The 14,562-nt window shown below is 39.7% G+C and carries 10 protein-coding genes; 2 read left to right on the top strand and 8 right to left on the bottom strand.

Annotated features, from left to right (window positions below; genetic code table 11):
* Positions 1–186 precede the first annotated feature (186 nt).
* Positions 187–1,125, bottom strand: a complete 939-nt coding sequence (trxB, locus tag BAU15_RS14120; RefSeq protein ID WP_161843371.1) for a thioredoxin-disulfide reductase — start codon at positions 1,123–1,125, stop codon at positions 187–189.
* Between the two features lie 247 nt (positions 1,126–1,372).
* On the opposite strand from trxB, the gene BAU15_RS14115 reads away from it, so the two are divergent.
* Entirely contained in the window at positions 1,373–2,758 is a 1,386-nt protein-coding gene (locus BAU15_RS14115; RefSeq protein ID WP_202622746.1) for an MATE family efflux transporter, read from the top strand.
* A 124-nt stretch (positions 2,759–2,882) separates the two neighbouring features.
* Here the strand turns inward: BAU15_RS14115 and BAU15_RS14110 are convergent, their stop codons facing one another.
* Positions 2,883–4,346, bottom strand: a complete 1,464-nt coding sequence (locus tag BAU15_RS14110; RefSeq protein WP_161843370.1) for a glycoside hydrolase family 1 protein — start codon at positions 4,344–4,346, stop codon at positions 2,883–2,885.
* 139 nt (positions 4,347–4,485) lie between these two features.
* Complete coding sequence (locus tag BAU15_RS14105) at positions 4,486–5,919, bottom strand: 6-phospho-beta-glucosidase (RefSeq protein ID WP_161843369.1); 1,434 nt, start codon at positions 5,917–5,919, stop codon at positions 4,486–4,488.
* A 248-nt stretch (positions 5,920–6,167) separates the two neighbouring features.
* Between BAU15_RS14105 and BAU15_RS14100 the strand changes: the two genes are divergently transcribed.
* Positions 6,168–7,088, top strand: a complete 921-nt coding sequence (locus BAU15_RS14100; RefSeq protein ID WP_161843368.1) for a MurR/RpiR family transcriptional regulator — start codon at positions 6,168–6,170, stop codon at positions 7,086–7,088.
* Positions 7,089–7,239: 151 nt separating this feature from the next.
* On the opposite strand, the gene BAU15_RS14095 is transcribed toward BAU15_RS14100, so the two are convergent.
* The 5 genes from BAU15_RS14095 to BAU15_RS14075 all read right to left on the bottom strand — a co-directional run bounded on the left by BAU15_RS14095 (position 7,240) and on the right by BAU15_RS14075 (position 14,469).
* Positions 7,240–9,147: a beta-glucoside-specific PTS transporter subunit IIABC gene (locus tag BAU15_RS14095; RefSeq protein WP_161843367.1), complete on the bottom strand. Its 1,908-nt coding sequence runs from the start codon at positions 9,145–9,147 to the stop codon at positions 7,240–7,242.
* A gap of 140 nt (positions 9,148–9,287) precedes the next feature.
* Positions 9,288–10,130 (bottom strand): BglG family transcription antiterminator LicT, encoded by an 843-nt coding sequence (gene licT / locus BAU15_RS14090; protein WP_161843366.1) that lies wholly within the window; start codon positions 10,128–10,130, stop codon positions 9,288–9,290.
* 424 nt (positions 10,131–10,554) lie between these two features.
* Complete coding sequence (locus BAU15_RS14085; protein WP_161843365.1) at positions 10,555–12,336, bottom strand: ABC transporter ATP-binding protein; 1,782 nt, start codon at positions 12,334–12,336, stop codon at positions 10,555–10,557.
* Positions 12,336–14,087 (bottom strand): ABC transporter ATP-binding protein, encoded by a 1,752-nt coding sequence (locus BAU15_RS14080; RefSeq protein ID WP_161843364.1) that lies wholly within the window; start codon positions 14,085–14,087, stop codon positions 12,336–12,338. Before BAU15_RS14080 ends, BAU15_RS14085 begins: the two co-directional genes overlap by 1 nt.
* Before the next feature lie 166 nt (positions 14,088–14,253).
* Positions 14,254–14,469 (bottom strand): YneF family protein, encoded by a 216-nt coding sequence (locus BAU15_RS14075; protein ID WP_161843363.1) that lies wholly within the window; start codon positions 14,467–14,469, stop codon positions 14,254–14,256.
* Positions 14,470–14,562 lie beyond the last annotated feature (93 nt).

Raw genomic sequence — 14,562 nt, 5'->3', positions numbered from 1 at the left:
AGTAGTGGAATGGTATGCGTAGGACAATCCTCTGAAATGGTACATTTCACCACATTATTCGTCCTTAGCTGCCAGACTCGTCTATACAGGGAAATCCAGCGTACAAACAAAAAAGACTATTTAGTACATCCCCACGGATGCACATAAATAGTCTATCTCAGCAAAATAATTACTTAATTACTCGCTTTATTTTTGTTCAATTGCTTCTGGCGTTTCCAAAGCTTCTAAGTATTTATAGACTTCTTGTCCAGCAATTCCACCTTCACCTACAGCTGTAGTGATTTGGCGTAATGTTTTTTCACGAACATCGCCGATTGCATAGATACCAGGAATCGCTGTTTTCATATCTTGATCCGTTTCAATCCAGCCAGCTTCGTTAGTCAAGCCAATTTTTTTGAATGGTTCAGTCAATGGATCCAAGCCGACATAGATGAAAATCCCATTTGCATCTGTTTCTGATACTTCATTTGTCTTAACATTGCGTAATTGTACGCCGGTCATCACCATTTCGTTACCGACAATCTCTTCAACCACAGTATCCCAGATGAAAGAAATTTTTTCATTGGCAAATGCGCGATCTTGAATGATTTTTTGTGCGCGTAATTGATCACGACGGTGAACAATCACTACTTCAGAAGCAAATTGTGTTAAATAAATCGCTTCTTCCACGGCAGAATCGCCGCCACCGACAACCACTAAACGACGGTTACGGAAAAACGCACCATCACACACGGCACAATAAGAAACCCCACGGCCAGCGAATTCTTCTTCGCCTTTGACCCCTAATTTACGATGGTCACAGCCTGTAGCGATGATAATTGTTTTGCCTTTGTAAGTAGTATCTTCACAGATAACTTCCTTGTAGTCGCCGTGATCTTGAATATCTTGCACGATCCCATAGGCGTTTTCTGTGCCAAATTTTGAGACACTTTCATACATTTTATAAGCTAGCTCCGGCCCCATAATCGAGTCGAACCCAGGATAATTTTCTACTTCTGCGGTGTTATTCATTTGGCCACCAGGTGCGCCACGCTCAATCATTAAAACAGACAGATTTGAACGAGATGCATACAACGCTGCGGTCATCCCTGCAGGCCCAGCACCAATAATTATTACGTCATACATAGTAGGAATACCTCCAATAATTTTTAAAGTAAATTCACTTTACAGTGGAAACCCGTTCTTGTCCATATTTCTGCTTGCTCGACTTCACACGAAAATCGACTGTGCATTCTTCCACCGCCGTCCCATGGATTAATTTTAAAGTAAAATAGTCCAGTAAAATCAGCAAGATAATCTATTGACTTATTTTCTCTCTCCTGTAAAATCATCACGATAGTTCTATTATATAGAAGTGGAGGATTACATACAATTGAATAAGAAGAAGTTTTTTTCGATTTCGGACCAAGAATTATTTTTCCTCAGTTGGCCTATTTTCATCGAAATGTTTTTACGGGTTGTTATTGGTAATGTTAATGTTTGGATGATTTCTCATTACTCAGAACCAGCTGTTGCGGCGGTGGGAGCGGCCAATCAATTATTAAATTTAACTGTCTTTATTTATGGCTTTATCACTGTGGGTACACAAATTATCATTGCCCAATTGATTGGTGCGAAGCAAAAGGAAAAGATCCCGACCGTTATCAACTCGGCTCTATTTGGGGCAGTGGTCATCGGCTTGTTGATTAGTTTGATGTTCCTCTTTTTTGCCGGACCATTACTCCGGTTTATGAATTTAGACGCTGAGTTGATTTCGATTGGCGATGGTTACTTACGAATTTATGGTGGCAGCTTATTCATTTCAGCGATTACCGCCACTATTATCGCGGTCATGAGAAGTCACGGGTTTACCCAACCGGCTTTACTCGTTCCAATGTGTGCCAGCATTCTGGCGGTTCTCGGGAATTACGTGGCACTATATAGTCCGTTTGGCTTGCCTCATCTAGGCGTCGATGGGTTAGCGGCATCGAGTGTGTTCGGGAATACGATTGGCCTAGTGATTGCTTGTTACTTATTGAAAAAACATATTCGTTTTTCTATTTTTTCATTCCGAATCAAGCACATCTCGCTTGATTTTGTGAAAAAGATTTTGGCCTATGGCTTGCCTTCATCTGGTGAATCACTTTCTTATCAAGGTGCTCAAGTTGTAGTTACAATGATTGTTGCTTCCTTAGGCTCTAGTGTTTTGATTGCCAAATCTTACGTCACGGCGATTTCCCAATTTGTCTATCTGATTGCTTCATCCCTCAGTCAAGGAAATCAGATTATGATTGGTCGAAATGTCGGTGCCGGTGAATTTGACCGAGCCTCTGCGCGCGGGTTGCGTACGATGAAAATTGGTGTCATCGCATCTGTCAGCATCTGTATTGTCACGTGGATTTTCATCGAACCCTTGATGGGGATTTTCACCACCAATGCAGAAGTCATTGCGATTGCTAAAGGTGTCTTCTTTGTTGAAATATTCTTAGAATGTGCCCGTGCTATTAACATGATTCTAGTCGGTGCGCTGAATGCCAGTGGCGATGTCAAATTCCCACTCATCTGTAGCCTATTGGTTTTATGGGTCATCAGCCTGCCCTTCTCATACTCATTAGCTATTTTCTTCAAATTCGGTTTGATCGGCGTTTGGATTGCCTATGCAATTGACGAAGGACTCCGCAGTGTCTTTATGATTATCCGATGGCGCTCCGGAATCTGGAAAAATAAAGCTGTCGTCCATAAAGAAGTCGAAATTGAAGAAACCGCAGCACCCTTATAAAAGACACTCAGAATATTAGTATTCAGACAATAAATAGTGAGGTTCAACACCGAAATTCAGTGTTGACCCTCACTATTTGTTTAATGAACGGTGTTCCAGAAGTAGCTTCTGCCACAGCCTTTTTTTAATTCGCTAATTCTTCACCGTTTGAAGCAATGACTTGTTTGTACCAATCAAAGGATTTTTTCTTCGTCCGTTTCAACGTGCCATTTCCTTTGTCATCCATATCAACATAGATGAAGCCATAGCGTTTCTTCATTTCGCCAGTGCCGGCAGAGACTAAATCAATACAGCCCCACGTTGTGTAGCCAATCAAATCAACCCCATCAAGTGTCACTGCATCATGCATCGCAGCCACGTGTTTTTGGAAGTAATCGATGCGGTAATCATCTTGAATTGAGCCGTCTGCTTCGATGGTATCAACCGCACCAAAACCATTTTCAACAATAAATAATGGCACGTTGTAGCGGTCATATAATGAACTTAAAGCGATGCGCAAGCCAGTCGGATCAACGCCCCAACCCCATTCAGATTCTTCCAAATAAGGATTTTTAACAGCTGGCATTTGATTCCCACCGACATATTTCACTTTATCAGGATTTGCTGTAGAAACAGTCGACATATAGTAGCTGAAACCAATATAATCAACGGTTCCTTTAGCGATTAATTCATCGTCGCCAGCTTCTTTCTTGATTACAACGCCTTCACGCTCAAATTGTTTCACTTTATGCGCTGGATAATAGCCTTTGACTTGCACATCAATGTAAAATTCTTGCTCACGGTTAAATTGTAAAGCGGCTAAGACATCTTCTGGGCGACAAGAAAGTGGATAACTTGGAATGTAAGCCACCATCATACCGATTTGGAAGTCGGGATTAATTTTTTTCCCTAGTAAGACTGCTTTGGCACTCGCTACAAACAAATGATGTGCTGCTTGGTATTTTGTTTGCGTGTCATTGTTGTGAATCCCAATCTGCGTCCAGCTACGTAAAAAGTTAATTTCATTGAAGGTCATCCAGTATTTCACTTTATCTTTGTAACGTTTAAAGATTGTTTCGCAGAAGAAAATAAAATTATCGATCGTTTGGCGGTCTGACCAGCCATCATGTTCATCTGCTAAATACATTGGAATATCAAAATGGTTGATTGTAACAACCGGTTCAATGTTGTGGGCAATCAATTCATCAAAGACACGATCGTAGAAATCTAAGCCTTCTTCATTGATTTCCATCGTACCTTTAGGACAAATGCGCGCCCATGAAATAGACATACGGAAACATTTAAAGCCCATCTCAGCAAATAGCGCGATATCCTCTTTGTAATGATGATAGAAATCAGTCGCAACATGACTTGGATAGTAAGTATCTTCATCAATGTAACCAACCGCGCCTTCAGGTAAAGCCTGTTCTCTCGTAACGCGCTCGATCTTGCCTTCTTTGGTTTTGTAAGTAATCATTCGAGGTGACTCATGACTGCCGCCAGTAATTGCATCCAACGTGCTTAGTCCTTTCCCGCCTGATAGGTAACCGCCTTCATATTGATTGGCAGCCGTTGCGCCACCCCATAAGAAATCTGTTTTAAAGCCCATTTAATTTTGTCCTCTCTTGGATAAAGATTTTTTTGATTCGTTGAATTGAAAAGAAGAGCCGAGGCCATAGCCCCGTCTCACTTTTCGATTCACTCATATACCTGTTTGCCAAGTATATAAGTGTATAACTGAAGAATTTTTAGTTGTTTTCTAAGTTTTCACCATTTGAAGCAATAACTTGTTTGTACCAGTCAAATGATTTTTTCTTCGTACGTTTTAGTGTTCCGTTGCCGTCATTGTCGCGGTCAACATAGATAAAGCCGTAACGTTTTTTCATTTCGCCAGTTCCTGCAGAGACTAAGTCAATACAGCCCCACGTTGTGTAACCAAGTAAATCAACGCCATCTTCGTCAACAGCATCGCGCATTGCTTGGATGTGTTCTGCAAGATAACTAATACGGTAATCATCCGCAACATAGCCATTTTCATCAGGCACATCGACAGCCCCTAGTCCGTTTTCAACGATGAATAATGGTTTTTGGTAACGATCGTATAAGTCGTTCATCGTGATACGTAGTCCTAGTGGGTCAATTTGCCAACCCCATTCGCTAGCTTCCAAATAAGGATTTTTAACAGATGAGAAGATATTTCCAGCTGTTTTTTCTAAGATTTTTGGATCAGTTGTTGCCACTCGAGATGAGTAGTAAGAGAATGAGATGAAATCAACTGTGTGCTCTTTAAGGAACTCTAAGTCGCCTTCTTCCATCGCCACTTCAATGCCGTTTCTTTCCATTTCTTTCAAAGCGTAGGCTGGGTATTCGCCACGAGATTGCACATCGATGAAGAAGAAGTTTTCACGGTCAGCTTTGCGCGCAGCAAAAACATCTTCTGGTTTACATGTGTACGCGTAGTTTGAACCAGCTGCTAACATACAACCAACTTGGTTTTCAGGATCTACTTCATGGGCAATTTTTGTTGCTAAAGCACTTGCCATTAATTCATGGTGAGCCGCTTGATATTTGATTTGCTCTTTGTTATCGCCTTCTTCAAAATATAAACCAGCGCCCATAAACGGTGCATGTAAAATCATGTTAATTTCGTTAAAGGTTAACCAATATTTAACTAAGCCTTTGTAACGAGTAAAGATAGCGTTACATAGATTTTCATAGAAACCGATCATTTCACGACTACGCCATGCGCCATATTTCTCAACTAAATGCATTGGACAGTCAAAATGAGTGATTGTAACTAATGGTTCAATACCATGTTTGTGACATTCTTTGAATAAGTCTTCGTAGAATTTTAGGCCTTCTTCATTTGGCTCTGTTTCGTCACCTAATGGGAAAATACGGCTCCAAGCAATCGATAAGCGATAAGTTTTAAAGCCCATTTCGCCGAATAAAGCAATGTCTTCTTTGTAGTGGTGATACATATCAATCGCTTCTTTTGCTGGGTAGAAATGGTCATCATCAAATTCGAACATTTTCTTTTCGCCGGTAATTACAGGGAAACGGTCTGGTCCAACTGGTGCTAAGTCAACGTTTGCTAATCCTCTACCGTCTTCATTATAGCCACCTTCACATTGATTGGCTGCTGTTGCGCCGCCCCATAAAAAGTCTTTTCTAAATCCCATCGTTTGGTCACTCCATCTCTTTATTTGTTTTTATTTACAACTTCATTTTCTAACTTGTAAACGTATTTTACAAGGCGAAAAAGAAAAATTACAGATTGATTCGCAAAAATTACGTATTATTTCGCTATATTTTGTAAATTTCATTTACAAAATAACAGAACAATCTTATTTCATGCACATTTTTTCAGAAACTCTCTTTCTTTTCATTTACAAAAACAGTATAATTCGTGTAAACGAGGAGGTCTGAGATGTTAATTCAAGAAAGAATGCAAAAAACGAGCTTCTCTAGCTCTGAACAACAAGTGATCGATTATTTACTAGCGCATACAGAAGGCCTGCAGGATTTGACGATTAAAGATATTGCTGGCGAAGTTTACACCCATCCTTCCACGCTCATCAGAATTGCCAAGAAAATGGGTTATTCTGGTTGGAAGGAATTGAAGGAAGCCTACATCGAAGAAATCACTTATTTGACGAGTCATTTCTCAACCATCGATGCCAATTTCCCTTTCGATCAAAGTGATGGCGTGATGTCGATTGCCTCAAAAATTGGTACATTACAAAAAATGACCATCGACGATACCTTATCCCTTTTACATCATGATGAATTACAAAAAGCCAAACAATATCTATTGCGTGCTGAGACGATTAAAGTCTTCGGTAGTAATGCCAATACCTTGATTTCTCAAGATTTTGCTTTGAAGATGGGTCGACTTGGAAAATCTGTTTCCGTCAGTACTACCTCAGGTGAAGGCCTGTACGAAGCGTGTAATTTGCCAGAAACGAGCTGTGCGATTCTGATTAGCTATACTGGCGAGAATAATTATCTCTTAGAGATTCTAGCTGCGCTGAAAGAAAAAAATATTCCAGTCATCGCACTGACTAGTATCGGAACTAATCAATTAGCAGAAAAAAGCAATTGTGCGTTACGAATGACTACGCGCGAACGGCTCTACTCAAAAATCGGTAGCTTCACCATCAATACATCCATTTGCTATCTGCTAGATGTCTTGTATAGCTGTGTCTTTGGCGAACATTATCGAAAAAATTTCAATCATATTTTTGAGGTTTCTCAGAAAGTCGATAATCGGCGCTCTTCTTCAGAAATTATTCGTGAAGGCAATCCCCAAGAAGTGCTGCATGCCTTAGATTCATGGATTCCCAATTAAGCAACCACGCATGAAAGTTAAACCCTTCAGCATATTGACACGCTGAAGGGATATTTTTTTGTTCACAAGGGTGCGAACAGCTATTTTGCTAAGCATAGTGTTGCAGCTAAACTTAGTCTAGCCCTGCTAGATAATTATAGTGAATATGTGCTTACACAAGTGCCGTGATTAATTCTTCCCCAGCACCAATTGTTTTATTTTGTGATTCTAGAATATCCAGATAATCTCCTGCATTTGTGACAATAATCGGTGTTTCAACGTTGTAGCCAGCTTTTTGTATGGCATCAATATCAAAGCGAACTAGGACTTGGCCTTTTTTCACCGTGTCATTTTGTTGTACAAAGGCTTCAAAATATTTGCCATCCAATTGAACCGTGTCTAAACCGATATGAATTAATAACTCAAGTCCATTGTCAGAGATTAAACCAATCGCATGTTTAGTTGGGAAAAGCGTCATAACTGTGCCATCAAACGGGGCAACAACTTCGCCTTTTGTTGGGTGAATCAAGACGCCTTTACCTAATGCACCTTGAGCAAAGGCAGCATCTTTTGATGTAGCTAATGGCGCAATTGTTCCTTGAATAGGTGTTGCAACGATTTCTTTATTGACGCTAATTTTTGAATCAGAGACAGCTTTCACTTCTTCTTCGACTGCATCATCTTTCCAGAAGAAGAATGTCAGTAGGAAACCAATTAGACCGGCAATCGCAATCCCGATAAATGATTTCATCATACCACTTGCATCGCCTGCTTTGTCGATGAAGTTTACCACACCGAAAATACCTAGGCCACCCATTACGTATGAAATAACACCACTTGACATCATGTAGAATCCAGCAGCAGCAGCTCCAATCATTGAGAAAATGAATGGTTTTTTCTTCGGTAAAGTAATCCCGTAAATCGCCGGTTCAGTTACACCGAAGATCCCTGAGATAATTGCTGGTGGACATAGTGCTTTTAATTTTTTATCTTTCAGTTTGAAGTACATTGCAATAACGACTGCTGTTTGCGCGAAGCTAGCACCAAATGAAGCGACTAATACTTGGCTTGCTCCATCTTGTGTTAATTGCATGATTGCCAATGGAATAACACTCCAGTGAAGTCCAAAAATAACTAAGACTTGCCAGAAGAACCCTAGAATGATTCCGTATAAGGCTGGTGAGAAGTTCATCAATGCGCTAAAGCCTGAGCTTAGTAAATCAGTCAACATGCTAATGATTGGACCAATAATTAAGAAGCCGATAGGTAAAGCAATTAATAAGACGAAAAATGGCACTAAGAATGTTTGAACAACAGCCGGAATGACTTTTTTCGCTATTTTTTGGATTTGAGCGGCAAAAGCAACAATAAAGATGATTGGTACGACACTACTTGTATAGCTTGCTCCTACCCAAGGAATTCCTAAGAACGTTTCGTAGGCAGGTAAGCCAAGTAAACTAAATGGTGCGGCAGCGCCGGCACCGGCACCTGCTTCATAAGCCGCTTGAAGTGCGCCACCTTGAACACTTGGATAACAAAGCGCAGCCCCGATAACGATTCCCACCATTGGATTTAAGCGGAATTTTTTAGCAGCTGTATAACCTAAAATAACGGGCATGAAATAAAAAATTGCATCACCGATGCCGTTTAACATCGTGTAGTTTCCTGAAGTATCTGTATAAAGTTTTAGAAAGACAAAGAGTGCATTTACCCCTTTAACCATTCCGGCAGCAGCTAGAGCGCCCAAGAACGGTTGGAAACAACCACTCAGAATATCAATCAGACGATTAAAAATGTTGCCATCTGACGGCGCTTCTTCTGATTCTCCTGAAAGATGAGCAACCTCGATCACATCGGCATAAACATCAGGCACATGGTTCCCAATTACCACTTGGTATTGACCGCCACTCTTCATGACTGTCACAACGCCGTCCATATTTTTTAAGATGTCATCATTTGCTTTACTTTCATCCTTCAATTTAAAACGTAATCGCGTGATACAGTGCGTCAGGCTGTTAATATTGCCTTCGCCACCGACATTTTCAACAATTTTTTTTGCTAATTCATTGTATTTTCCCATTTTTGTTTCCTCCAATTTTATTTGATTGAAGGTTTAGCCAACTTAATGTCACTATCCAAAAGCCACATCATTTCTGATATCGCAAAAAACTGTAAAACATTTAAAAACCACTATCCTCCTTCTATATTATAGTATTTATTTTACCGATTCTTATCTGCTAAACGCGCAATATGAATCGCTAAGTACATTTTTTCGTCACTCGACATATGATAGTCAAATGATTCAGTTAAGTAACTCTGAATTTTCTCGACACAGGTCACTGCAGTGCCATATTTCTTTTGCACAATCGAGAGTAGCTCCTCTTCAACCTCGCCCTCATGATGGGTATTATTTACCACTCGTGAAAGGAAAAAGCGTAAATGTGTAGTAAAACGATAAAAATAAACGGATTCTTCGTTGATATCAATTTTATAATAATAGCGAACAATATTAATAATATCTTGTAAGGTTTTTGTGAAAGCATACATGTCATCCATCGCTGGATTTTCCGTCTGAGCATTAACGATATGCAAGGCGATGAAACCGGCTTCATCTTCTGAAAGTTGAACACCGTAGCCTTCTTTAATTTTTTCTACCGTACGTTTACCTATTTCAAATTCCTCTGGAAACAAACGTTTGATATCCCATAAGAGGACATTAGGCATTTGAATGTTATTTTTGGTGCGTTCAATCGCGGTATATAAGTGATCGGTGAGTGAAAGATAGATGGATTCATTCAAGGATTTATTTAATTTCTCTTTGGCATAATCGATAATCTGAAAGGCAATAGTCAGATACTCAAGTGGAATATCATGCGCTAGTTCTTGAAATTTTTGCGACATCCCATGGTCGGATAGCTTAAAAATTTTGTCGATTTTTTCTTTTAAAATGAAATCGCCAGGCTTTTTGTTAAACGCCAACCCTTTACCCATCACGACAATTTCGGCTTGATTTTCGTCCTTTGTAACAACCACATTGTTGTTTAATATTTTTTCAATTACCATCTTTTTCCCTCCAAAAATTTATCTAGGATCTGAAAAAAAAGAAAAACCTAATCACTTCATAATGGGTAGACTGCTACCAAGAATGAACTAATTAGGTTTGGCTTGCCTAAGCAATCACCATCCAATATATTGGGTACAGACCCATCATAAACAAAACAAGCAAAGATGTCAACGCTTTCTTGCAAGGAAAATAATTAAAATTCACCTAGTTTTTTATTAGATATTTTTTATTCGGAAAAATGTTGAATTGACGGTCTCTGTAAACGCCCTGTCATTTGTTCTCATTAAAGGGAGTACAACTATCGCGAGTGTTAAGAATCTTCGTAGGATAGGAGTTTTAGTCTTTAAATACAAAAAAAGCAGGATGACTTGTTGTCCATCCCACTTTGATTTATCATTTAGATTTATTATTCATTCGAATCGCTTATACTTCACTGTTTTGCAGTTTATACATATCTGCGTACAGACCGTCTTCGACGAGTAACTCATCGTGTGAACCACGTTCGACGATGTGTCCTTTGTCGAGAACCAAAATTAGATTGGCATCGCGAATTGTTGAAAGTCTGTGGGCGATGGCAATCGTCGTCCGTCCTTGGCGCATGTTGGCTAACCCTTCTTGGATTAAGCCTTCCGTTTCAGTATCGATATTGGCTGTTGCTTCATCTAAGACCAAAACTTTTGGATTGGTCACAATCGTTCGTGCAAATGAAATCAATTGACGTTGCCCACTTGAGTAGCTAGCACCACGCTCAATCACTTTTGCATGGTAATCATTCGGCAATGTCTCGATAAATTTATCGGCTTGAACAAATTTGGCGGCTTCTCTGATTTGATGATCCGTAATGTCTGGATTCAGCATGCGGATATTGCCAGCGATATCGCCGTAAAACATAAAGGCATCTTGTAAGACTAGCCCCATCTTGCGGCGTAATTCTTCTATTGAAAAGTCACGAATATCGATGTCATCTATCAGAATCTGTCCTTCATAGAATTCATAGAAACGCATCAGAACATTAATAATCGAGCTTTTCCCACTCCCTGTATGACCGACTAAAGCGACGGTTTCCCCAGGATTTGCGATGAAAGAAATATTGTTTAAGACATTATTTTTCCCATCATAAGAGAAGCTAACATTACGAAATTCAATCTTTCCTTCAATAATTTCACTCGCAGCGCCCTCATTTTGTTGCGGCGTATATTCTTCGGTATCCATAATTTTAAGGATCCGGCTACCGGCCACAATTCCATCAGTAAAGACGCTTAAGAAATCCATCATTTGTGACATTGGATTAAAGAAGCCTTGAACATAAGTCGTAAAGGCATAGATTAAGCCGACTTCGATTGGCGAATGTAAGGCATCAAAGCCGAACAAACTAAGTGACATTGCCACCGCAATCGCGTATAAAAAGCTGATGATGGGACTCAGTAAAATCGAATTGGTTTTGATCATCGAATAACGCGTTTCGATATAGTCGTTGTTAATTGCTTCAAATTCACCTTCTAAACGCTTCTCTTGGCGGAATTGTTGGATAATTTGCATGCCCGAAATTGATTCATTCAGCTTAGTATTTAGCTGACTCAATTTTTCTCGCATATTTCGATAGATACGTGAGCTAAATTTTTGATAATACCAAATCACGACACCTAAGATAGGTAAGAAAATCAGATTCCACAAAGCAATTTTGGTATTGATTTGAAACATGGCGATAAAGGATGAAACGACTGCAAAGAGTCCCGTTAAGACCATTAAAAAGACATACCAAAAGTCAAAAAGTGTTTCCGTATCATTTGAGACCCGTGAAACGATTGAACCAGCTGGTGTTTGGTCAAAGTAACGCATCCCCAGTGTATGCAGCTTTTCAAAGAGCTTCACACGGATGTGCTGATACGTTTTGAGTGAGGCCATCGAATAGAGAAACCATTGGAAGAACCAAATGATACTCTTTAAAATAACCCCTAATAAATACAATCCGGCAAAGTATAAAATGACTTGTGTCGTGGCAGTTTGTGTGGATAAATAATCGTCCATAAATGTCTGAATAATTCTCGGTAATAATACATTAATTATTGAGAGAACAAAGGCAAACAAGATGGAAACGATAAAGGTTGTGCGAAACGGTTTAGCAAATTTCATCAGTCGTTGAATGATGTTTTTTTGCTCTTTTAACGGAATCGACTTCGTCCATTCTGATTTGTATTCTTCCATTAGGCCTCACTCCCTTCAATTTTTGCTTCTAGTTGTTGCTTGTCCCACATCCGTTTATACCAGCCACCTTTGGCTAATAAACTTTGGTGTGTGCCGCGTTCAACTATTTTTCCTTCATCAATCACGATAATTTCTTTGGCATGCATGACACTACTTAAGCGATGCGCCGAAATAATCGTCGTTTTTTCTTTACGAGCGGCTTTTAAATTTCGCAGAATGGCTTCTTCGGTTTTAGCATCGACGGCTGATAAGGCATCATCTAAAATGAGCAATTCTGGATTAACAATCAATGCGCGGGCAATCGATAGCCGTTGTTTTTGGCCACCTGAGAGAGAGACCCCACGTTCGCCCACCATTGTGTCATAGCCCTCTGGTAAGCCTAAAATATCCTCACCGATATAAGCCATGGTCGCTGCTCGTTCAACTTCTTCTTGGGTGAAATCAGGACTAGCGAAGCGAATGTTGTCTCTAATCGTCATTGAAAATAAGAAATGATCCTGTGGAACATAACCAATCGACTTCATCAATGCGTCCAAAGAATAGTCTTTAATATCATGTCCACCAAAAGTTAATTTCCCAGTATAGCTATCATATTCACGCATCAACAGCTTCAGAATCGTCGTTTTTCCGGCACCAGTTTTGCCGACAATTCCCAGAGTATCCCCTTCATTAATTGAAAATTGAATCTCTGAAAGCGCCGGATGTTCATCTTCTGGATAAGTAAATTCCACCAAATTCATCTCAAGTGTGCCTTTAGCAGGTGCTTTGATTGCATCTAATCGTTCAACAATATGCGTTTTCTCATGAAGCAATTCATTGACCCGATCGTAACTAGCATTCCCACGTTCCAAGACGTTGAACAAACGGCCAATGGCGAACATCGGCCAAACGAGCATCCCGATATAGCTGATGAATGAAACCAGCTGTCCAATCGAGATTTGCCCTTTCATAATATAATTTCCTCCGACGATAATCGTTAGGACATAAGAGATCCCAATAATTAACGTGATAAATGGATCGAATAAGGCATCCAAAAAGTTCACACGTCGATTTTTGATAATCGCATCATCTGCTTTTTCGGCAAAGTCAGCGATATCTTCTTTTTCTTGACCAAAAGTTTTAATGACCTTCATACCGGTGATACTTTCTTGTGCTTTATCATTAATTGCTGAAAAAGCTTCTTGCGATTCACGGAAAGCATCATGTAGTTTTGAGCCTAGAATTTTTGAAGTTAAAGCCAGTAGCGGCAGTGGAATCAGCGCAATCAACGTCAAACGCCAATCAACAAAGATAATCATTGCGATAATCGTTGCGCCCCCCGTAATCAGTGAGTCGGCAAAGGTTAAAATCCCCGCGCCCGCCACATTTTGAATGGCACTTAAGTCATTGGTAGCATGAGCCATCAAATCCCCTGTCCGATATTTTTGATAAAAGACATGATCCATTCGAGTAAAATGCTCGAAGAGTTGTCGACGTAAATCTTTCTCTAAACGAGCCGCACTCCCCCAGATATGGGTACGCCATATGTAGCGAAAAACATATTGCCCAATGGCTGCCAACACAAGGATGATGATCCAGAAACTCATTGTTTTCAGTGAGATATTTTTATCTGCGATCTCATCGATGATAATCCCAATAATTTTTGGTGGTGCTAATTGTACGAAAGCAACTAAAATAAGTGCACTTACGCCATAAATATAATGTTTCTTTTCTTTCTTAAAAAACCAACCTAACTTTCTAAATATCGACATACTTTCCTCCTTCTCTTGAGTGATTTTGAGAGAAAATCACTCGTCCCTACCATAAGTAATCCCTAATTATCCTAAAATAAGACAACAAAAAACAGGCTGAAAGAAATTTCAGCCCGTAATTTTTTCAATAATATGATGTGTCTACAAACAAATGATTTTTTGTTACTTATTTTTGGTTCTTCATTTGTTGCATCATCTGACGTACTTTCTTTTCAGAGGGTTTTTGACCCATTGACGCCATCATTGATCGTAACATTTCCTCATTAACGGGAGGATTTTTCTTAAGATAGTCTTGCATATATTTACGCGCGATGAAGAATCCACCCACAGCGCCTACTAATAAAGCGATAACCGCGATTAGTACAACTATTCCTACTGACATGTAAATCTCTCCTTTCGTCTCAAATTGCTCTCAAGAAATTATTTTACTAGATAAACGGACAAAAGAAAAGGCGTATTTTCAAAATAGTTAAAC

Origin of the sequence: Candidatus Enterococcus huntleyi (assembly GCF_009933175.1) — a bacterium.
Taxonomy (GTDB): Bacteria; Bacillota; Bacilli; order Lactobacillales; family Enterococcaceae; genus Enterococcus_K; species Enterococcus_K huntleyi.
This window is presented reverse-complemented; position numbering and strand designations above follow the sequence as displayed.